This window comes from Roseateles depolymerans, from assembly GCF_003387155.1.
Classification (GTDB): Bacteria; Pseudomonadota; Gammaproteobacteria; order Burkholderiales; family Burkholderiaceae_C; genus Roseateles; species Roseateles depolymerans.
In genome coordinates this window covers 1,521,751-1,542,391 of sequence record NZ_QUMT01000001.1, presented here as the reverse complement: position 1 = coordinate 1,542,391, position 20,641 = coordinate 1,521,751, and the positions used below count along the sequence as shown (strand labels likewise).

Annotated in this window: 12 protein-coding genes; 9 read left to right on the top strand and 3 right to left on the bottom strand. The window is 69.6% G+C overall.

Translation table 11 applies throughout. The features are described from left to right. Positions 1-20 precede the first annotated feature (20 nt). From DES44_RS06840 to DES44_RS06815, 6 genes are all read left to right on the top strand, one after another. Positions 21-1,394 carry a hypothetical protein gene (locus DES44_RS06840; RefSeq protein WP_232309797.1) on the top strand — a complete coding sequence of 458 codons (1,374 nt, stop codon included), beginning with the start codon at positions 21-23 and terminating at the stop codon, positions 1,392-1,394. Positions 1,395-1,428: 34 nt separating this feature from the next. Next, complete coding sequence (locus tag DES44_RS06835; protein ID WP_058935642.1) at positions 1,429-3,387, top strand: hypothetical protein; 1,959 nt, start codon at positions 1,429-1,431, stop codon at positions 3,385-3,387. Positions 3,388-3,439: 52 nt separating this feature from the next. Next, a complete protein-coding gene (locus DES44_RS06830) occupies positions 3,440-4,210 on the top strand; it encodes a hypothetical protein (protein WP_058935643.1) in 771 nt (256 codons plus the stop codon). Between the two features lie 76 nt (positions 4,211-4,286). Then, positions 4,287-5,369 carry a hypothetical protein gene (locus DES44_RS06825; RefSeq protein WP_058935644.1) on the top strand — a complete coding sequence of 361 codons (1,083 nt, stop codon included), beginning with the start codon at positions 4,287-4,289 and terminating at the stop codon, positions 5,367-5,369. Between the two features lie 66 nt (positions 5,370-5,435). Continuing rightward, positions 5,436-6,545, top strand: coding sequence for a hypothetical protein (locus DES44_RS06820; RefSeq protein WP_058935645.1), 1,110 nt, complete (start codon positions 5,436-5,438; stop codon positions 6,543-6,545). Positions 6,546-6,589: 44 nt separating this feature from the next. After that, the gene (locus DES44_RS06815) at positions 6,590-7,648 is read left to right on the top strand and encodes a DUF4438 domain-containing protein (RefSeq protein WP_058935646.1); all 1,059 of its coding nucleotides are present in this window, start codon (positions 6,590-6,592) and stop codon (positions 7,646-7,648) included. A gap of 141 nt (positions 7,649-7,789) precedes the next feature. Here the strand turns inward: DES44_RS06815 and DES44_RS06810 are convergent, their stop codons facing one another. From DES44_RS06810 to DES44_RS06805, 3 genes are all read right to left on the bottom strand, one after another. Continuing rightward, entirely contained in the window at positions 7,790-13,396 is a 5,607-nt protein-coding gene (locus DES44_RS06810; protein ID WP_147306996.1) for a hypothetical protein, read from the bottom strand. A gap of 197 nt (positions 13,397-13,593) precedes the next feature. Next, entirely contained in the window at positions 13,594-13,896 is a 303-nt protein-coding gene (locus DES44_RS24540) for a hypothetical protein (protein ID WP_147306995.1), read from the bottom strand. 598 nt (positions 13,897-14,494) lie between these two features. Continuing rightward, positions 14,495-16,183: a helix-turn-helix transcriptional regulator gene (locus tag DES44_RS06805; RefSeq protein ID WP_058935648.1), complete on the bottom strand. Its 1,689-nt coding sequence runs from the start codon at positions 16,181-16,183 to the stop codon at positions 14,495-14,497. 289 nt (positions 16,184-16,472) lie between these two features. Between DES44_RS06805 and DES44_RS06800 the strand changes: the two genes are divergently transcribed. From DES44_RS06800 to sctV, 3 genes are read left to right on the top strand one after another with little or no spacing between them, the layout of a single operon-like run. Continuing rightward, positions 16,473-17,228 carry a GNAT family N-acetyltransferase gene (locus tag DES44_RS06800; RefSeq protein WP_058935649.1) on the top strand — a complete coding sequence of 252 codons (756 nt, stop codon included), beginning with the start codon at positions 16,473-16,475 and terminating at the stop codon, positions 17,226-17,228. Positions 17,229-17,231: 3 nt separating this feature from the next. Beyond that, positions 17,232-18,317 carry a type III secretion system export apparatus subunit SctU gene (gene sctU / locus DES44_RS06795; RefSeq protein ID WP_058935650.1) on the top strand — a complete coding sequence of 362 codons (1,086 nt, stop codon included), beginning with the start codon at positions 17,232-17,234 and terminating at the stop codon, positions 18,315-18,317. Beyond that, positions 18,314-20,380 (top strand): type III secretion system export apparatus subunit SctV, encoded by a 2,067-nt coding sequence (sctV, locus tag DES44_RS06790; RefSeq protein WP_058935651.1) that lies wholly within the window; start codon positions 18,314-18,316, stop codon positions 20,378-20,380. The genes sctU and sctV overlap by 4 nt, the downstream gene beginning before the upstream one ends. Positions 20,381-20,641: the final 261 nt, after the last annotated feature.

The window sequence follows — 20,641 nt, the reverse complement described above, 5'->3', positions numbered from 1 at the left end:
CCGCGCCCCCGGACGCCATCATGGACACCCGCCGCTTCCTCCAGACCAAGATGGCAGGCCTTGCCGCCCGCATGAGTCGGCTGGCCCGCATCGACAACGCCTTTGTCGGCCTGCGTCCGCAGGACCTGCCCTATGCGCCGTCGCCGGAGCATTTCCAGGTGGCCAATCAGCGGCTGCACAAGGTGGAGCAGCGCATCCGCACCCGCTTCGCCCAACTGCGTCATCACTGGCGGGACCAGCCGGTGCAGCGCACGCTGATCGACATGGCGCTGGTGGAGCGGGAACTGGACCGGGCCCGGCGGCTCTTCGGCATGTTCTACGAAGTGTTCGCCCAGCGCGGCACCAGCTTCGGCCCGGCCCTGAGCGCCCACGACGCGATTGCGCAGGACTGCTACGTGGCCGTGCGCGAAGCCGCCCCGCGCATCTTCGATGGGCCGCTGCTCAAGCCGGTCTGCTACATGGAACACGGCTACTCCCCCGCCACGATGCGGCGCGGCGTGGCCCTGTCGAGGCTGCTGGGCGAAGCCAATCCCTTTCCGCTGATCCGCATCCCCTGGGACCGGGACCAGCCCTGGCAGAGCGTCTTCCTCCATGAGGTGGCGCACAACCTGCACGCGGACCTGGGCATCTGGCAGGAGAACCGGCAGGCGGTGGTGCGCCGCGTCATCGGCCAGTTGCGTGACCCGTTCCTGGCCACCGTGTACGGCCGCTGGCACAAGGAGATCTTCGCCGACCTGGCGGCCATCCTGCTGGGCGGACCGGCAGCCGCCTGGGGCATGGCGGACTTCCTGGCCCATCCCGCGCCGCGCACCATGACCTACCGGCCCGGTGGCGCCCATCCCACCGCCTATCTGCGGGTCTATCTGCTGGCCGAGATGATGCGGCGCCTGGGCTTCACCCGCGACGGCACCCGGCTGCTGCGCGTGTGGCAGACGCTCTACCAGCGCAGCGGCCCCAACCGCATCCCGCCTGCGCTGGTGCAGAGCGTGCCGCGCCTGGTGCCCGAGGTGGTCGATGAAATCGCCTTCCAGACGCGTCGCAACCTGGCCCAGCGAGCGCTGGTGGACGTCATTCCGTTCCGGCGCGACGACGAAGAAGCCATCCGCGACGGAGCCGCCGCGCTGCGGGAAGGCCGCAGCACCGGCCTGCCGCCTCGCTTTGTCGTCAGCGCCGCCCACTATGCGCTGGAGAGCGGACGGGTGCGCCCGACCGAGCTGGCCCAGCGGGTGACCCGCGAGCTGATCGCGCTGGGCCGCGAAAGCGCCCAGGCAGCCGCCCAGGCTCACGGCCCTGCACGAGCCGGACGCCTGCCGCCGCCCGGATCCACAGGCTCCGCCAGGCCTGCCATGCCCTCCTCCTCTTTGTCCTCCTCCGTCCGGGCGCTGGCCGCCTGACCTCTGCACAACGATCCCGACCCCGAGGTGAACCATGTCTACCTTCCTCACGCCCTCCCCCGATCCCAAGGCCGCCAGCCAGAGCATTGACAACCTGCTGCGGCGGGAGCTGAAGGTGGGGGACCCGAGTGACCCGGAGCAGATCGCCCGCGCCCTGGCCGACCGTTACCAGGCCAGCCCGCGTGCCCAGGCCATCGAAGGTGAATCTCGCGGCCTGCCCTTCCTGCAGACGCCCATCGTGCGGCCGGTCGGCGTGCAGACGCAGACGGCCAGCGACATCGACCTGGACCAGGCCCGCAGCGATGTGGACGCCGACCTGACGCAGTTGCTGCGCTCCACCTACAGCAAGGACATCCGTCCCGAGCTGGAGGGCTGGCAGACCATCATCCAGCGCTCCATCGAGGAAGGCGTGGCCAGCGCGCGGCTGGGGCTGGATCCGCAGCGCCGCGACACCGCCTTCGCCATGCGGCGCCAGCTCGGGGAATACGCCCGGCTGTCCCGGCTCGTCGGCGCGCTGGAGCCGGAGCTGAACCGCGACTTCCGTTCCCTGGCCATGAGCCTGGACGAGGTCAGCGCCGTGCTGCTGGTGCTGATGGGCGAGTCGATGGCCAACATCGGCTTCTCCGGCGGTCGCTTCCTGCTGCAGGTGTCCTATGCCGAGCTGCAGGCCCGGCGCGATGCGGTACTCAACGCCCTGCGCCTGGTGGACGGGTCCGGCGGCATGGCGTCCCAGCCCGGCCAGTGGCCGCGCGGCATTCGCGCCTACCGCACGCTCAGCCAGCAGTTCGAAGCCAATGGCCAGGGTGACCTGCGGTCGCTGATGAGCGAATCGGAAATGAGCCGGACCCTGGACCAGCTGGTGCAACTGGCCAGTGGTGGCACGCCCTACGGTCTGCGTTCCATCGGCGCATCGGCCTGGGCCCCGATCAACCGTCTCTACCGCTTCGTGCAGATCACGCTGCAACCGGTGGCCCGCAGCTCACCCGAGCTGGCGGCCCTGCACGAGGCCATGATGCTGTTCCTGGGCGGCTTCGCGCAGGCCGGCGGCTTCCGCCTGCTGCGAGTGGCGCGTCCCACGGTGCTGAACTACGGCCTCTACGGTTCCGCCACCATCAGCAAGGCGGAACTGCGACTGATGGAGCTGGTGAACCTTCGCGGGGCCCTGGCTCGGGTGCTGGACAACCTGACCCAGTGCGCCTGCGACGAGAACCGCGTGCTCACCCAGACGGTGCTGGACAGCCTGGTGTTCTCGCTGGATCGCGCCATCGACTACTACTGCGTGGGCAGCGACACCGAGGACTTCGGCGTGCCCGAGGCCCGCGCCGCCGCCTACAGCCTGCTGCTGGATGCGGTGCTGCCGGAGTCCACGCCGGTCCTGCCCCCGGCGGTCACCTATGCCATGCCGGGCCTGGGATCGCTCGACCTGCGGGCCACCCAGAACTGGCCCTGGAAGCCCACGTCCACCGCGGCCACCCTGGCCCGCCCGGACTATCTGAACGAGTACGTGCCCCGCAACACGGGCCGTCCGCAGACGATCACCGACCTGCTGGACAACCTTCGCGGCCTGCTGCGTCCGCGGCCTTCCGGCATCTACCTGCAAGGCGCATGGTGGGGCGACGGCAACACCCAGGAGCGCTTCAACCACTGGGTCCGGGGCACGGAGGACTGGACGGCCGGTGCCGGTTCGGGCTACAGCTTTGGCCGCATCCTCAAGGAGGAGCTGGCGCTCATCAAGCAGACCGACCAGGAATGGCGCTCGGTGGTGAGCCAGATGACGACCGGGTATGTGCCGGTGGAGCGTGTCTTCAACAACCCGTCCCTGCCCAGCGAGGCCAGTGGCTGCCTGAGCCTGATGGTCGACCGGGCGATCGGCTTCCTGTCCGCCGCGACCGAGCACCTGCCCAGCGAGATCCCGTTCGACAGCTCGCCGACACCGCTGCGCATCCCGCCGCACTTCGAGGAATCGCTGGAGGTCATTGCGCTCAAGCCTTGAGGCGGCGCAACACCCCACCCGCGTCCCCACCCCTTTCTCCAGGAGCTTCGTCATGCCCAGCATCCGGTTGACCCCCTTGCAGCCCACCACCTTCGACCTGTGGCGGGACCGTGTCCTCACCCTTCCGCGCAGCACGCTGATCCAGGAGGCCGCGGTGGAACGCGACGCCACCACCGGCAGCCTCCAGACCCTGACGCGGCGCCTGGTCGGCGACGACCCACAGCAGACGCTGTCGAGCCAGCTCAGCCTGCTGACCCAGACGCTGGCCGCGCTGCTGAGCGATTCGCGCAGTGGCCGGGCAGTCAGCGTGGCGGAATCCGCCGCGAACATGAACCTGGTGCTGGGCGACCAGGGGCCGCTGGCCACCGCGCTCCACGACTGCGCCACCGCGCTCAACGAGCTGGCCGCGGACGACGACGATGACGACGAGGATGATGAGGACGACCCCGGCCCCAGCGAGGCCGCCACCCCGGACGAAAACGGCCTGGTCGTGCTCGCCTCGGTGGACCGGCTTCGCCATCTGCTGCTGGACGGGACCACCAGGAACGGTGCCCTGAACCGGGCCATGGAGAAATGGCGCAAAGAGGAAATCAGCGGTCGCACCGGCGAGCTGCTCAAGCACCTGGACGACGGCGGCGGCGACTGGCTGGATCGCTTCATGGCGCTGGGCGACCCGCTGGCGGTGGGCACGCCGGCCCTGCTGCCCGAAGACCGACGCGAACGGCTGGGCCAGCTGATCGCCTTTGAATACGACGTCACGCTGGTCTTCCACGAACCGGATGCCGAAGAAGACAACGGCTCCACCATGGGCCTGGCGGACTGACGCCGCGCCCCTCCACCCCCTACCGGGACATCCCTCCAGCACAACGCCCCCAAACCGGCCCCATCAGGAGTGCAAGATGAGCTTCCAGACTACCGAAACCATTCAGCGGCTGTGGGAAACCTTCCTGCAGGAGCAGGTGGCCGGCCTGCCACCCGAACAGCGCGGCGCGATCTCCAGCCAGTTCGAGCAGCGCTTCAGCGAGCTGCTGGGCAAGTCCGCCGGCGACAGTGACAGCGGCTTCTTCGACCTGCTGGGCATGGGCCCGCAGGGCAATGTCGGCTTCGACAAAATCGCCTACCCCTACGTCACCCCGGACTTCGACGATGCGGTGGTGCCCAGCCAGCTGCATGCGGCGGCCGAGCTCTACTTCATCTACCAGCACGAGCGGATGAAGATCTTCGAGGTGGTGGAGACGCTGCTGCGGCTGTTCCGCCTGGGCAAGATGCGCATCCAGCGTGGCCCCGGTGCCCGCGGGCTCTATCTGCTGGAGAAGTGGAAGCCCCTGCGCTACACCCGCAACGACCGCATGATCGCCTACCGGCGCGCCTTCAACTACGGCTCCGCCCAACCGCCGGCCGGCGCGGTGGTGAACCGCAACTTCCACCGGCAGATCGTGGGTTTCATGGTGGCGGTGGGGCAGTACTTCCGCGACCTGCTGATCGGCGAGGTCATCCGCGGCGGCCAATTGATCGACCAGCGGCCCTTCGGCAGCGTCGGCACCATCCAGCGCATCGGCCTGGACCTGCGCTACGCACTGGACCGCTCCACCTACGGCAACATCTTCGCGCTGGCCATGGAAACCGGCCACTACCTGATCCAGGTGCTCAAGCTGCTGGACGCGCCCGACATCAAGAAGGCCTTTGACGCCAACACCAAGTGGGACGTGGTGGAGATCGTCTCCAACCGCTACCTGGGCGGCGTGGCCGAGCCCTCGCAGCGGGCGAAGATGGCGGAGAGCGGTCGGCGTGTGCTGCAGTTCGTGGCGGACAACGACTTCAAGACGGCGGTGGATCCGATCCTGTTCCAGAACGTGGTGCGGCCGATGGGCGCGCATGCGGAGGCCTGGATCGCGGCGTACCGGATGACGCCGGAAGGCCGCGGCTTCCCGGGCGTGACGCCTGCGCTGCAAAGCGTGCTGGGCGTGCCACAGGCCGCCTGAGCCGCGCGGCGTCTGCCTGGCTCACCGATGCCCCCGCAACCCACAGTGTCCTCCAGGAGGTGACCCATGCGGCGCGCAGATGTGTCGGTGCATGTGGACCAGCGGCGGCTGCCCTGTGTGCTGGAGCCATCGCTGCTGCTGACCCATGCGCAGGGACCGACGCTGGCCCTGCGGCTGGTGGCGGTGGTGGAACCCTGGCTGACCCGCAGCTTCTGGGAAGCGCTGGACAACAGCGAGCTGCTGACGGGCCGGGTACCGAGCCTGGGCGGGTCAGGTCCGATCGACCTGGCGGATCTGCGAGCGCTGCGCCAGTACCCCGTGCGTCTTCGCGCCGTGTCGAGCGGCGACGCCCGGCAGGCCCCCCTGCCAGCACCCGCGCAGGCGCGGTCCCGCGACGCCGCCGGCCAGGCCCAGAACCGCATGGCGGATGAGACCCGGGACGAGAAGCACGACAAGAGCCAGGACGACGCCACCGCGGCCATCAGCCCCACTGCCCTCACCCGCTGGATCCAGCTGCGGGAGCGGACCGATGAAAGCGCCTGGGTGCTGCGATGGGTGGGGGACCGCATCGCCGAGTCGCAGCTGCGGGACGTGGAGGACCTCAGCCTGTTCGACCAGTTCGAGCTGATGCAGCGGAGCCTGGAGCTGCGGGCGGAGCACCGCGGGCTGGCCCTGCGATCGCCGTGGCAGGGCATCGACTGGCGCCGGGCGGCGTTGGATGCAATGAGTCTGTCGGCCGTGCTGGAGGGCGCGCTGGTGCTGTGCGCTGCGGCTCGGGGTCGCGAACCTGCCCTGGTGGCGCTGGCGCGGCAGCTGGGGTTTCGCGTCAGGGGCGTCGGCAGCCAGGGGAAGAGACCCGCCGCGTCGGATGAGGCCCCCGAAACCCTCTTCGTCACGGAACGCCTGCTGCTTCGCGAGGCCTTGGCCCGTGCCGGCCTGGCGACGCTGGCTCAGCAATTGCCTCCCTTGGCCGTGATGCATGTGGTGGCGGGTCTGGGGGAGCCGGCGCCAGACGCAACGCTTGCACACGCACCGATTGCACACGCACAGGCCGAAGAAGCACCGACTGAAGACACCTCTTCTGCAGACGACTGCGAATCGGAGACCGACCTCGACGACGACCCCAACCCGCCCGACCCCTGGCAGCACGCCCAGGTGTGGTGGTACCTGCTCTAGGCAACCGGAGAAGCATGATGTGGAGCGACCCACCGCGGGCCCCAATGACACCGCTTCGGACATCCCCCCAGCGCCTGGCGCCCGACCGACCGGGCGGCCCCCGGCTGAACCGGGAGGACCTGGTGATCGTGTCGGTCCAGGGGCAGATCGCCCATCCGGTTGCGGGCACGGCGCCCTATCGCATCGGACACGACGGGGTGCCGCGGGTGTTGCCCGGCACCGGCGGCATCGTGCTCAACCGGCGCATTGGCGACCTGTGCGTGGGCCTGGCGGGCGACCACATCGAGCCCGGCGTCTCGCTGCACAACAACAGCCGGGAGATCGTGGGGCCGCGCGACGGCCCCAACACGGCGCTGATGACCTATGCCTGCGTCGGCAATGTCGCCGAGGTGCTGAGCGGCCGCTGCCGCGGCCAGCGGGGGCTGGTCACCGGCAAGCATGGCGGCGTGAACCATGTGATGGTCGACTTCCCCACACCGGTGCTGGAGAAGCTGGCCATCGGCGACCGCATCGGCATCCGCTCGCACGGGCTGGGGCTGAGGCTGCTGCAATACCCCAAGATCGAGGTGCTGAACTGTGACCCGGCCCTGCTGGGACGCTGGGGCGTGCTGGAGCAGGACGGTCGGCTGCATGTGCCGGTGACGCATCTGGTGCCGGCCCGGCTGATGGGATCGGGCCTGGGGAAGAACACCGCCTGGCGCGGCGACTACGACATCCAGCTGGCGGACCGTCCCAGCCGCGAGCGGTGGAAGCTGACCAGTCTGAGGTTTGGGGACATGGTGGCCATCATTGGCGCGGATGTGCGGCGGGGTCCGATTTTCCGGGAGAGCCGCGTGACCATCGGCGTGATCGTGCATGGCGATTCCACCGTGGCCGGGCACGGGCCCGGCGTGACGCCGCTGCTGACGGGGCCGGCCGCCTGCCTTCGACCGCTGCTGCGGCCGAACGCCAATTTGGCGGAGATCTTCCAGGTCCGGCGTGCGGTACCGCCGCGACCACGGCGGCTACTGGTCGAGCGGGATGCCCGGCGACCGAGCTGTGTGCCGGCCGAGGCACCGGGGCCGCGGCTGGCCTTTGAGACGGCGCTGGCGGACGATCACTGACGCACTGACGCGCCGGACCGGCCGGGGGCGATCCCTTCGCAGGCGCGCACCCACAGCCTTGTCCTGGCGGGCGCACTCGCGCAGCCAGGCCGTGCGCCAGCAGATGCGACAGCGAGTCTGCAGTTTTGTCCGCGCCCACCCTCACTCACGCAGCGGCATGGCATCCAGCGTGATCAGGTCGCGACCTCCGTGGGCGGTGTTGATCTTGCCCCCCAGCGTCACGCGGCCGCCCCCCAGAAAACGTTCGGCAAAGCCGCTGGGCCCGGCCTTCTTGTCTTCCGGGCTGGCCCCGCTGGCGCGGTGTTCTCCGCCGAAGCCGCTTTCGCGCGAGCGTTGCTGGGTCTGGTTCACGAACAGGCGGAAGGGCTGCCACGACGACTCGTCCGCCACCTGTGCAGCGATCTGCTGGCGCAAGGCCTGGATCTGATCGGCCTTGGCCGGTGTGTTGCCGGCCTGACGCTCCAGGGCATCGAGCCGGTGCATGCAGGCGGTCAGGGTGTCGGCGGCTTCCTGGGTGAGGCACTTGCGTTCAATGAACATGCGGCTGTTGCCCGGCGGCAGGTTCGCCACCTGCTGCAGGAATCCGTCCAGGGCTTCGCGGCCGCCGGCCAAGGTCCCGTCCTCACGCCGCGTGCCCAGGCGTGGCTCCCAGTGCGACCGCTGCGAATTCACCATCTTCATGAAATCGTCCTCGACGGCGAACTCGCGGTGCTTGTAGGAGATGCCGGGCTGCACCTTGCCATCCATCGTGGTGATGCGCACGGCGCCGTTCTGCGCCTGGATCACCAGCTCCGTTTCCACCCCCACCTTGTGCCGGGCAAAGACAGCCACGTCCGGCTGCCCCTGTTTTGAAATGGCCGGATGGGAGAACCCTGCGCTCAGCGCGGCGCCCAGCGAGGTGCGGCTGCTGCTGGCGGCCTGTGAGGTCTGCGTCGCGCCGGAGCGCTCATGGGCCTTGCTGCGGTTGAACAGCGTGGTGCGCACGCCCACGCCCCCCGCCGCCGAGAAGCGCCCGACGGGTCCGGCCTTCACGCCGACGTTGCCGTCCACCCCCAGCGAAGCGGTGGCCTGGTGGGACTGCCCGGTGTTCCAGCCAAAGGAGATGTCCCGGAAATCGCCGACCTTGCCCACCATGCGGGACCACATCTCGCCCCCATTCTTCGGGCGGGTGGCGGCGGCGCCGCGCGCGGGTTCGCCGGCGAGGTCGAAGACCGAGTTCACCACCAGCTCGCTCATGCGCTTCCAGTTGGACGCGCTCATGGTCTGGGTCAGCGCCGGGTCCAGGTCCTTGTGCTCCTCGCCCTGCTTGTTGGTGCGGATCATCAGCCCTTTGGTGAACAGGTGGGCGCCGCCCAGGCGGGCCATGGCCTGCGCGCTCATGTTGACCACGCCCGCCTGCGCACCGGCGCGCACGCCCACGCCGATCATCTCGGTCACCTTGGTCTCGCTGCCCAGGAAGATCACGCCGGTGTTGGAGGCCACGCCTGCCTTGAGCACCGCGGTCCGGGCGTGATCCAGGTTGAATTCACCCACGGGCGTGATGCCGGTGGTCAGTCCGCCCAGGCCTTTGACCTGCGCCGACAGATAACCAAAGCTGCCGCCGATGCCGTTCTTGCGGCCGTCGCTGTAGTCGGTCATGTCGCCGCCCGCCACCACGGAGATCATCACCTGGCGAAGGATCTCGCGGCGGCCCGCCACATCCGCCTTGTCGAACTGGTCCTGCAAGGCGCTGAGTGTGTCGTCGATGGCCGCCTTGCCGCGGAGGATCTCGACGTCCTTCTTCAGATCGGCGAGCGGGTCGGTGGTGGTGGGTGTGGTGGGTGTGGTGGGTGTGGTGGGTGTGGTGGGTGTGGTGGCGGTGGTGGCGGTGGTGGCGGTGGTGGCTGTGGTGGCTGTGGTGGCTGTGGTGGCACTGGGGGCGCTTGTGGCTGCGCTGGGGGCCGATGGCGTGGAGGTGGCTGCGGGTTGCGCAGCAGGCATCTCCGCCAGCCACTGCTGCAAGGTCTTGGGCAGCAGCGGCCCGTCCCGATGCACCTGGGTTTCACGGCGGAGCGTGGCGTCGTGCAGCGCAGGCGGCGTGGCGCCGTTCTGGCCGAACAAGCTCTGGTTCAGCGCATGGGCCTTCTCAAGCACGGCCTCGGGCGTCAACCGGATGCCCTGGGACAGATCCAGCAAGGGCCCCGGTTTTTCCGGCACTTGCGCCTCCCACAGCTGCATGGCTGCCAGCCGCATCAGACCGGCGGTGCGCTGCTCCGGCGTCAACGGCGTGGCCGGCTGCGTCAGGCTCGACGTCAGGGCCGTCTTGCTGCGGTCCAGCGCACTGCGCAGGCGGGTGGCGTGCTCGCCCGGCACAGTGCCGATGTTGGACCCCAGCGGTCCAGCCTGCATCAGGGTCTTGAGCGGCGTCTTGTCCTTGCCGCGCTTGCGACGCAGGGCAGTCCCGGGATGCTTGAGCTGGTCGATGAACCCCGGGTCGGCGACCGGTGTCGCGCAGGCCAGGTCGATGTACTTGACGAACTTGTGCAGCCGTTTGGCCATCTTGTGGAAGTCGCTGTCCTGGCCGCTTTCGGTGAAGCCGTTGCGCAGGGCGACGTAAGCGGGCTTGCAGTCCGCATGCTGGGCGGCATCGGGGGCGCCCGGCGCGCGCTCGAGATTGGCGCGGGCATACAGGAAGGCCTGGGTCGCCAGCGTGGCCGGATCTTCCCGATCGGTGCGGGAGCGGTTGCCGCGGCCCAGACGCGCCGCATCCGACAGCGCCGCGAAGTCGGTGCGCGACTGAAGTGCGGCGTGGATCTCATCGCTGCCCTGCGGCAGGCCCACGGTGATCGGGGCGTGCCCGCCCCGGCGCGGGGTGCTGAGCTGCCGGATCACCTCCGTCTCGGCGCGCAGGCCCAGCTTGTACATCTCCACCGCCTGTTCGGCGTGACGGCGATGGGCGTCGTCCTTGGGCGGCAGCGACAGGCCCTGCAGCTGCAGCAGCGCCTCCATGCCGCTGCTGGTGGCCGCCAGTGCGCGCCGCGCTTCATTCACCCGGGCCTGCATGGCGGCGTCATGGGGCGGGCTGACATCCGACAGACCCTGCAGCGGCGAGGGCTGCGCGCTGCGACGCTGCACGCCGCCCAGTTGCGGGGCCGGGTCGCTCCAGAGCCGGTTGTAGAGATGGGCTGCCGTGGCCGGATCGTCGGTGACCGAGCGCAGGACGGTGGCGATCAACAAGGCCTGCTCATGACGCAGCGGATGGCCATCGGGCCGGCCCACCGGATCGGGGTTGGGATGGGACAGCAGCGCATCAGCCAGGCGCGTGGCCACGGGGTGGGCCGCAGTCCCTGCGTCCGCGAGGCCGAACATGCGGCCGATCTCTTCGCTGAAGGCCACTGCATTGCCGAAGGCCGGCGGCGTTTGCGCGGCCGAGGGTTTGCCGACGGGACCGCCGGCCAGCAGGGCCGCCGTGCTCACCGCCGCCGTCTTGGCTTTGCGATCCACCGACCGCAGGGCGCCGGCGTCCGTGGCCGTGGTCACGGTTTTCACCGGCGGTAGGCCGTCGCGAAAGCCCGTGGTGGCATTGGTGCTGCTGGACGCGCTGAATGGCCCCAGGGTCCCGTCCACCTTGAGCGGGCCGATGCGGTTGCCCAGCGATTGCGTGGTGCGCTCAACAGCGTTCTTGGCACGCGCCGTGCGACTGGGTGTATTGGCGTTGCCAGTCTGCGGGGTGGTGGGCGCGGTGGGCGTGGCAGGCGTGGCAGTGGCAGCGGCGCTGAGGGCATCGCAAAGCCCGGTGACGGCATGGCCGATCGCATCACGTGCCGCGTCCGCCGCGGGTTGCAAACGGTCTCGGGCCTGCGCGCTGGCCTGAGCCGTGCGGTCAGCGTCGTCGGCTCGTCCGACCAGGTCGGCGCGGGCCTGCTCGGCGGCGGCCAGGGCCTGCTGGCTGGACTCGGCGGCCGCTCGAAGCGTGGACAGTTGCCCCTGGGCTCGCTGGGCGTCCTGGCTCAACCGGCTGACTTCCCGCTCCTGGCTGCGCACGGCGGCCTGCGCGGCGGTCAGTGCCTGCTCTGCGCGTTGGACGCCCTGCCCGATTTGCCCGATTTGCCCGCTTTGTCCGCCTGGGCCGCTCTGTCCGCCTGGCCCGATTTGCGCGCTTTGTTCGCCTTGACTGCTCGCAGCACGCGCCGCGTCGAGATCGCGCTGGCAGCGCTGCACCTCGGTCCTCAACCGGCCCGAAGGTGCCAGCAGCGCCTGTGCGGCCGCCAGCTGCTCTTCGGCCTGTCGGGCCCGTGGGAGCTGCGCCTGATAGCGCTGGTGGTCCTGATGCGCCAGGGTGGCTGCATCGGCCACTCGCACCGAGGCAGCCGACAGGTCGCGGTGAAGCTGCGTCACCGTGGCTGCAGCGGTGGCGGCGGTGGTCGCGTCCCTTTCGTGAGATTCGATGTGTGTCGTCTGCAGATTCACCACCCGAGCGAGGTCCGCGCGCGCCGTCTGCAGTTGCTGGACGGCCGCCTCCGCCGCGTCCCGGTGGGACTGCGCCTGCGTGAGGTCACGCTCGCCAGCAGTGACGCGGTCTTGCGCTGTGGCGAGACGTTTCTTGATGTCGCTGCGATCCTGGGTGTTCTGGGCCAGCGCGGTCTCTACCCGCTTCAACGCGGCCTCCAGAGGTTGCAGCGTGTCCTGGCAATGCTTCAGGTCGGCCTCGGCTTGTGCGAGCTGTTGCTGGGGATTCTGGGCGGGGGCGCTGGAAGGGTTCTGGTGCGTCGCGGCAGTCGGGGTCTGCGCGCTCGCGGCAGTCGGGGTCCGCGCCGGCGCGGCTGAGCGGTTCTGCGATGCCGCAGCCGAAGGGTTCTGCGCCGTTGCAGCGGACGCGGTCTGCGCGGTCGCAGCGGAAGGGGTGTGCGACGCCGCCGCGGTTCCGCTCCCAGACGCACCAGCGCCTTGAGGGTTCTCGCCCTTTTTGAGCGCATCGAGCCGCGCCTGCGCCGCCGCCACATCTGACCGCGCCTGGGCGAGCGCAGGCGCTTGGCTGAGCCGTGCGTGCTCCTGGGTCAGTGAAGTCGCCTGTGCCTTGTTGTCGTCCAACGCCTGTTGATGATCAGCCACCACCTGCCGCAATGGAGGCAGTGCCGCACTGGCCGCCTGCAGCTTCTGTTCGGCCTGATGGAGCGTGGCTTGGCGGGTCGCCGCCTCGGTGTCTGCACTGGCTGTCGCTTTGGTCTGGCGCTCCGTTAGCGCTTGGGTCGCAGACTGCGCGCTCGCGAGCGCCGCCTGCGCACCCGCCTGCCGATCCATCCGAAGAGGCACTTCACGATGCGCCTCGTGGGCCTGGGTGCGAGCGGCCTGTGTCGTGATCGTGGGTGCAGGCAGGGGCTGGGCGGTGGCGACGCTGGCCGTCGACTGCGCCGCCGAAGCGTTCGCGGCCAACGCGTGCGGGGGACTGGAGGATCCCGTCGATGCTGGCGTGCCAGTGGTTGAGAGGCCCTGACCCTGGGGGCCGCGCGGCACGCCCGCACGGGGCTGCGGTCGCGAGGGCGCGCCGCTGGTATTGCTGCGTCCACTCAGGCCCCCCGTCGCCGCAGTGGTGGTGGGCAGCACAGAAGGTGTGGGGTGCGCGGGTGTTGACGTGGGCGTGCCTGGCGCGCCTGGCGCGCCACTGGCCGACGACTGGGCTGCCGACTGGGCTGCATCAGCGGGCAGGTTCTGCATCGGATACTGGCCGGCATTGGGCTGCGGATCATTGCGCCGGGAAAACACGCTCATCTTGGCTCCCTGAGCTGCGGTGGTGCCGATGCACTCTGGGACGACCCGCAGACTGCCAGCCCACCAAACCCGAAGCCATCACCGGTCAGACGAAGGCTCGGCACCGCCTAGGGCGACGAACGGGCAGGACTGTCATCAAGCGGACTTGCGGGCCGGACTGCTGAAGGCGGCATTGACCGCGACCGCGCCGCGCTACGTCACTGTTCTTGCGCGGGCTCCGTCGTGCGTCCCTGGCGATCGCTCGCAGGCGCAGCGCCTTCCGTGCCGGGCGCGTCGAAACCGCCGATCAGCAGCACCACGACCAAGGCCACCACCGCAGCCAGCATGGCGCCCCAACTCAACTTCGCCATGCCGGACGACCGCCCCACCCGCTCCGGCGCCACCGCACGATCCGGTGCCAGCCGGTCCCGCGGTCCGACCGGGGTAATGCGCGTCTGCGGCGCGGCAACGGGCGCAGTAGCGACCACCTCACCGGCCGTGCGAGACGGGGTCGCCCACACGCCTGCCTCTCCCCCAGCAGCGGTCGAGACCGTCCGCCCGGCCGTGCTGTCCGGGCCATCACCAGCCTCTTTCTGCCCGCCGTGGCCCTGCCTGCTGACGGTGCGTGTCGCTGCCAAGCCGGACCGCCGCGGTCGTCCGGGCACCACCGACCGCCGCACGTCCAACCGGTCGTTGCGATCAGATCCCCCCGCGGGGGCGGAAGCCGTGCCGCCCTCCACAACCGACCCAGTGCCCTCCTCCACGCGTTCCTCGTCCGCATCCTCAAGCAGACGGCGCACCACCGCGCCCATCAGACGATGCGCCGAAGCACCGCGCCTCGCACCGACGTCATCCCGGCGTCGAGCGCCTCCCTCCGCACCTGGAGCGGTGCCGCGGAGCTCATCCGCGCCAAGGCTTGCACCCGCCGACGGCGCGCCTGCAAGCGACGCACCAGCGGCCCTGCCCGCGCCCGTCCCCATCGCAGCCCGCGCCGCCCCGGGCGACGCGCCCGACGCCGACAGCCCCGACGGCGTCGCACCCGCCGGACCCGGCGCACTGGACGCTGCTGGCGTCCACCGTGGCGGCACTCTGCCCGCGTCCGTGCTCATGCGCCGCTCCTCAGTCCCCGCCGGTGACCACCTCGCGGCGGCCCGCCTCTGCAGGCCCCCCACGCACCACGCCCAGCGGCATCGCGGTGGCATCGGCCAGGGTCGGCACCTCCATCGCCGCCTGCGCGTCGCGCGGAGGCTCGATCCCCTGAGCAGGGTGCACGGCCAGCGGGGGCTGAATACCCAGCGACGGCGGTCCCGCCCGCATCCCGCCCTCCAGTGACGAGGCGCCTGTCGCCATCGCCACCGACATCGCCAGCGACGCCCGCTCATGACTGCCCAGCGGGGACGCGGTGGCACTGGGCGCTTCCCCAAACTGCTGCCGGTAGTTGTGCGCCAGGGTGGACCGGTTGCCCATGCCCCAGCGGGTGGCCACGGCCAGCACGCTGTCGCGTCCCGCCATCTGCTGAAGCTCGGTGCGGATGCAGGCCATGCGCAGCTTGCGCAGCAGCTCGGCCGGTGTCAGGCCCAGATGGCTTCGGAAGGCCATCTGCAGGGCCCGTTCGGTGACATCGATCTCCGCAGCGATCCGCCGCACCGACAGCGTCCGGTCATGCAGATGGTCCAGCATGAACTGGTAAGCCCGCCGGTAGCGCGGCGGCAGCCGCAGCTGGTCGGCGTCGGCCTGCTCGGCGCGCTCCTGCTGCTCCAGGAAGCGTGAATACGGCACTCGCGTCAACTCAAAGCGAAGCCGCGCCAGGGAGAGCTGCGCATGCTGCCGATAACAGCGCAAGGCATCCGAATGCCGGCCGTTCATCACGTGCAGCCGCGACGCGCAGTAGCGCAGCTCAATGGCATGCCGGTGATGCAGCTGACGGGCGTCGTCCACCGCCAGCGGTCCGAGGATGTCGCAGGCCGATCCGGCCAGGCCGCGGTCCAGCAGGGCCAGCGCCGCTTCCACGCGGGCCCGCTCCTCCAGCGGCGCGAGGCGACGGTCCTTGTACCAGCGCACGCCGTCGAACAAGGCTTCCACGCTGGCGGTTGTGCGGGCCTCGACGGCCGCGGCCGGCTGCATCAGGGCCAGCAGGAAACGCACCCTGGCTGCTGCAGCCGGCACCGCATGGAGGTCCTGCTGGACGGACTGCAGCGACGTTCTCAGCGCTGGCGTTGCCGCGGCATTGACGTTCGTGACGTCGTCGTAGTGCCGCAGCGCGCGGCAGACCTGCTGCTCCAGACCGATCGCCGTGAGCAGCACCAGGCAGGCGGGCGGCACCTCCGGCGCCTGGGCCAGTTGTTCCGCGAAGGCCAAAGTCCGCGCAGCACGCCGATGCTCGCCCATGGACTCCATCGCCTTGGCCAGGCCGGCCAGGGCCAGCACACGCGGCAGCACCGGTGCGTCGTCCGCATCCGCCACCACATTGAAACTCTCCGCCGCACGTCCGGGCTTGTTCATGTGCAGGAACAGCTGCCCACGATCCAGCGACGACAGCTGCCGCATGCGTGCCCGCGGCAAGGTCTCGTAATGGCGCAGCTGGCGCTGCATCAGCTCCTCGGCCTGTTCCTCGCGGCCTGCGGCCAGCAGCGCCTGGATCATCACCTGGCCCAGCGCCGCCAGATCCCGGCCTTCCACGCCAGCGCCGCGCTCCATGCGCGCCAGCCCCAGCCGCAAGGCTTCGTGGACCTCTCCCCGTGACACCGCATCCGCCACATCGGCATCCGCCTCGGACAGCGTCAACCGGCCCAATGTCATCAACAGCATATGAACTCCCTGCTTCATTGGATGCTCGATGCACCGCCACAGCGCATCGTGCCGAAATGCTAGGCAGAGGTCCGCCGCGATGGCCTCATGTCTTCTCAATGAAATCCTCAACAATCCTCAACTGGCATGGGGAACGATCCAAGGGGGATCGAGAGACGCCCGATGCGGCCTTGGCCCCGACGTACCTCCGCCGTGCCGCCCCGTTTCGCATTCGTGCACAGCGCTTCGCCCTGCAGCCCGGCCGCCTTCACCGCCCCCGCCACAGTGGACGTGAACCCAAGGAGCTGCCGTGTCCGCTGTGCTGTCCCCGGTCGATCTGTCCCTGCTGCCCAAGCGCTGCCGCGCCGATCTGCGACCGGCCACGACCGAGGACGCCTGGGCCGTGGCCGCCATCTACAACGCCTCGCTGCGGACCCAGCCCTACCAGCCCGCCGGAGTGACGCCGGAGGAAGGGGCGCGCTGGCTGGCCGCCGAGATGGCCCGGGTCAAGGACATGGACGCACAGCCGGAGGCCAACTACCTCGGGCCGATGAGCGTGCCCATGGCCCGGCGCATCATCCTGGTCCATCAGGTGTATGGACGCCCGATGCTGGTGGCCAGGATCGACGGCGAGATTGCCGGATGGATGGGTTCCCTGGGCATGCATGAGCGGCCGGGCCTGTCCTCGCTGTTCGAGTTTGCCTACTACGTCGCGCCGCGGTGGCGCGGCCACGGCGTCGGCACGCAGCTGGTGCGGCACCTCATCCGGCAGGCGCCGGCCTGGCACGTCGACCGCTTGCTGGCCACGGTGTGGAGCGACAACGCGCCAAGCCTGGGCGTGCTGCGGCACCTGGGTTTCCAGTCATGGGGACGACTGCCGGGCGCCATCATGGCCTTCGGCAAGCGCCGCGACCTGCTGATGCTGGGCATGACACTGCCGGACCAGCCGCTGCAGGACCAGCCGCTACAGGATCAGCGGCGGCAGGACCCGACGTTGCAGCACCCAGCGCTGCGGGACGATCCCGCCGCGCCAGATCTTGCGCAGGTGCGTGCAAGCGGGCCGTGACCCATGGCCGAGAAGACCGAACAGCCCAGCCAGAAGAAGCTGGATGACGCCAAGAAGAAGGGCCAGTCGCCCAAGAGCCAGGACATCAATGCCGCCGCCGCGCTGCTGGTGATGACGGTCTGCCTCACGGCGGCCACGTCGACCGCACTGGCGCATCTGGAGCGGCTGTTTGCGCTGGCCAGCGGCGCTGCGATCGGCGTGCGCAGCGACACCGACGTGCTGGTCATTGCCTACGACATGGCCATCGAAGGCCTGTGGATCGTGCTGCCGTTCGTGGCGGCGGCCATCGTCACCGGCTTCGTCGCCTCCTTCGCGCAGGTCGGCTTCAACATCAGCTTCGAGCCCATCACGCCCAATTTCGACAAGGTCAATCCGGGCGCCGGCCTGAAGAAGCTGATCTCGCTGCGCTCCATCATCGAACTGGTCAAGACCGTGTTCAAGGCGATCTTCGTCGCCTGCGTGGTGGCCTTCATCACGGTGGGTCTGGTGCCGCTGATGGTGGGCGCGGCCACGCAGACGCCCATGGGCGTGGCGGCCATCGGCTGGAGCGCGCTGCTCAAGCTGCTGGTGGCGAGCACCATCACGCTGATCGTCATTGGCCCGATCGATTTTGCCCTGCAGCGCTGGCTGTTCATCCGCGACCAGCGCATGGACAAGGACGAGGTCAAGCGCGAATACAAGGAAATGGAAGGCGACCCGATGCTCAAGGGCCAGCGCAAGCGACTGGCCCATGAGATCGCCAACGGCAACCCCGCCCGCACAGTGCCGCAGGCCACGGTGGTGGTGACCAACCCCACCCACTACGCGGTGGCCCTGCGCTACCGCCCCGGTGAAACCCCGCTGCCGGTGATCGTGGCCAAGGGTGCCGATGACCAGGCCATGGAGATCCGGCGGATTGCGGAAGCCGCGGGCGTGCCCATCGTCGGCGACCCGCCCCTGGCCCGCGCGCTGTTCAAGGTGCCGGTGGACGACACCGTGCCGGAAGCCCTGTTCGAAGGCGTGGCCACGGTGCTGCGCTGGGTGGCCATGCTGGACGCCGCCGGCACCGCCCGACCCAACAGCCCTGCGCCCCGCGGAGATCAAGCATGAGCAACGCCCTGAGCGACAAGAGCACCCTGGGCAACGACCTGGCCATGAGCCTGCTGGTCGTGGCCATCGTGGGCCTGATGATCCTGCCGCTGCCCACCGTGGCCATCGACAGCCTGCTGGCCGTGAACCTGGCCATCAGCGTGCTGCTGCTGATGACCTCGCTGTTCATTCCGAACGCGGTGGCGCTGTCGTCCTTTCCGTCGCTGCTGCTGTTCACCACGCTGTTCCGGCTGTCCCTGAACATCGCGTCCACCAAGTCCATCCTGCTGCATGCGGATGCGGGCCACCTGATCGAGAGCTTCGGCGAGCTGGTGGTGGGTGGCAACCTGGTGGTGGGCATCGTGGTGTTCATCATCATCACGGTGGTGCAGTTCATCGTGATCTCCAAGGGCTCGGAACGGGTGGCGGAGGTTGGGGCCCGCTTCACGCTGGATGCCATGCCGGGCAAGCAGATGAGCATCGATGCCGACCTGCGGGCTGGCCTGCTCACCGGCGACGAGGCGCGCCGCAAGCGCGCGCTGCTGGGCATGGAGAGCCAGATGCACGGCGGCATGGACGGCGCGATGAAGTTCGTGAAGGGCGATGCGATTGCCGGGCTGATCATCACGCTGGTCAACATCCTGGCCGGGATCGTGGTGGGCATCATGTACCACGGCATGACGGCGGGCGAGGCGGCCAACCGGTTCGCCGTGCTGTCCATCGGCGATGCGATGGTGTCGCAGATTCCGTCGCTGTTCATCTGCGTCGCCGCCGGGGTGCTGATCACGCGGGTGGCGGATGAGCATCAGAAGAAGCCGCGGTCGCTGGGTCAGGAAATCGTGGCGCAGATGACGGCCAATGTGCGGGCCATGTACCTGGCCGCCGGCCTGACGGTGGCGTTTGCCGCCGTGCCGGGTTTTCCGGCGGTGCAGTTCCTGATGCTGGGCGCGGGGTTGGCGGCGGCGGGACGTTACCTGTCCCGCCAGCGCAAGTCCGGCGAGGCCCAGAGTCTGTCCGCGCCCATCGCGGCCCTGCAGCGCGAGGGGGCCAAGGGGGATGCGCCATCCATCATGCAGGAAGCGCCGCATTTCTCCCGGCCGCTGGCGGTGCGCATGTCTCCCGGGCTGGCGGCCCTGCTCATGCCTCATCAGCTGGACCAGGCGATGGAGCGGGAGCGGGTGCAGCTGCAGTCGATGCTGGGCGTGCCCTTCCCCGGCGTGTGCATGTGGGTGGACGCGGCCCTGGACACGCTGCGTTTCGAGGTGCTGATCAACGACGTGCCGGTGCGGCATGTGGCGCTGCCAGGCCGGATGCTGCTGGTGCCGCCGTCGCTCAGCAGCGAGCCCTGGGCCGCGCGGGCGCAGGTCCACGGCGCCGTGCTGGAACAGTCGGAATCCCGATGGATGAGTGCGCCGGACATTCCGGAAGCCGAGCGCGGCAAGTGCCTGGACATCGAGCAGGTCATGGCCCGCCAGGTCATGCTGCTGCTGCGCCGCAATGCTCACCAGTTCATGGGCGTGCAGGAGATCCAGTGGATCGTGGACAAGGCCACGGCCGATTACCCGGGCCTGGTGGCCGAGGTGCAGAAGATCCTGCCGGTGCAGCGCATTGCCGAGGTGATGCGACGCCTGCTGGAGGAGCAGGTGCCCATCCGCAATGTGCGCAGCATCTTCGAGAGCCTGATCACCTGGGGCCCGAAGGAAAAGGACATGCTGCTGCTCACCGAGTACGTGCGCGGGGACCTGGGCCGCTACCTGGCCTTTGAAGCCGGTGCCGGCAAGCCCTACGTCTCGGCCATCCTGCTGGACGCGGCCGTGGAGCAGGCCATCCGCCAATGCATCAAGCCGACGCCCACCGGCAACTACCTGGCCATGGCGCCGGAAAGCGCCGCCGCCATTACCGAGAAGGTGATGCAGATTGCGGGCGGGTCCCCGGAAGCCGGCGTGGCGGTGGTGACCTCGATGGACATTCGGCGCTATGTGAAGAAGATCATCGAGACGCGGCTGGAGAGCCTGCGGGTCTACTCCTACCAGGAGCTGGGCCACCAGGTGGAATTGCGGCCCCTGGGCCGGGTGGTGATGTGATCCGGTGGCGGTGATGACGGACGAGGAGATCCGGCGCATCCGGCGCCTGGTGGTCGGAGAACCGACTGCTGCGGCCACGGCGCCGCGTCCGGTGGACCCCCGTCATGAGGAGCGCTTCCGGCGGGCCCTCGCTGGCGCGAGGCGTTCGACGGGGAACGCGGGAGCTGCGGAGGCGATTCCTGATGAGGGAATCGGCGCAGCGAGCGATGGGCGCAACGCAGCAGGCGGCGGAGGCGGGATCGCGTGCACAAGCAGCCAGAG

Excerpts from the sequence above, each read along its gene's own strand:
- DES44_RS06815 (WP_058935646.1), top strand. The coding sequence starts at position 6,590 with ATGACACCGCTTCGGACATCCCCCCAGCGCCTGGCGCCCGACCGACCG.
- DES44_RS06835 (WP_058935642.1), top strand. The coding sequence starts at position 1,429 with ATGTCTACCTTCCTCACGCCCTCCCCCGATCCCAAGGCCGCCAGCCAG.
- DES44_RS06840 (WP_232309797.1), top strand. The coding sequence starts at position 21 with ATGGACACCCGCCGCTTCCTCCAGACCAAGATGGCAGGCCTTGCCGCC.
- DES44_RS06830 (WP_058935643.1), top strand. The coding sequence starts at position 3,440 with ATGCCCAGCATCCGGTTGACCCCCTTGCAGCCCACCACCTTCGACCTG.
- DES44_RS06805 (WP_058935648.1), bottom strand. The coding sequence starts at position 16,183 with ATGCTGTTGATGACATTGGGCCGGTTGACGCTGTCCGAGGCGGATGCC.
- DES44_RS06810 (WP_147306996.1), bottom strand. The coding sequence starts at position 13,396 with ATGAGCGTGTTTTCCCGGCGCAATGATCCGCAGCCCAATGCCGGCCAG.
- DES44_RS06825 (WP_058935644.1), top strand. The coding sequence starts at position 4,287 with ATGAGCTTCCAGACTACCGAAACCATTCAGCGGCTGTGGGAAACCTTC.
- sctV (WP_058935651.1), top strand. The coding sequence starts at position 18,314 with ATGAGCAACGCCCTGAGCGACAAGAGCACCCTGGGCAACGACCTGGCC.
- DES44_RS06820 (WP_058935645.1), top strand. The coding sequence starts at position 5,436 with ATGCGGCGCGCAGATGTGTCGGTGCATGTGGACCAGCGGCGGCTGCCC.
- sctU (WP_058935650.1), top strand. The coding sequence starts at position 17,232 with ATGGCCGAGAAGACCGAACAGCCCAGCCAGAAGAAGCTGGATGACGCC.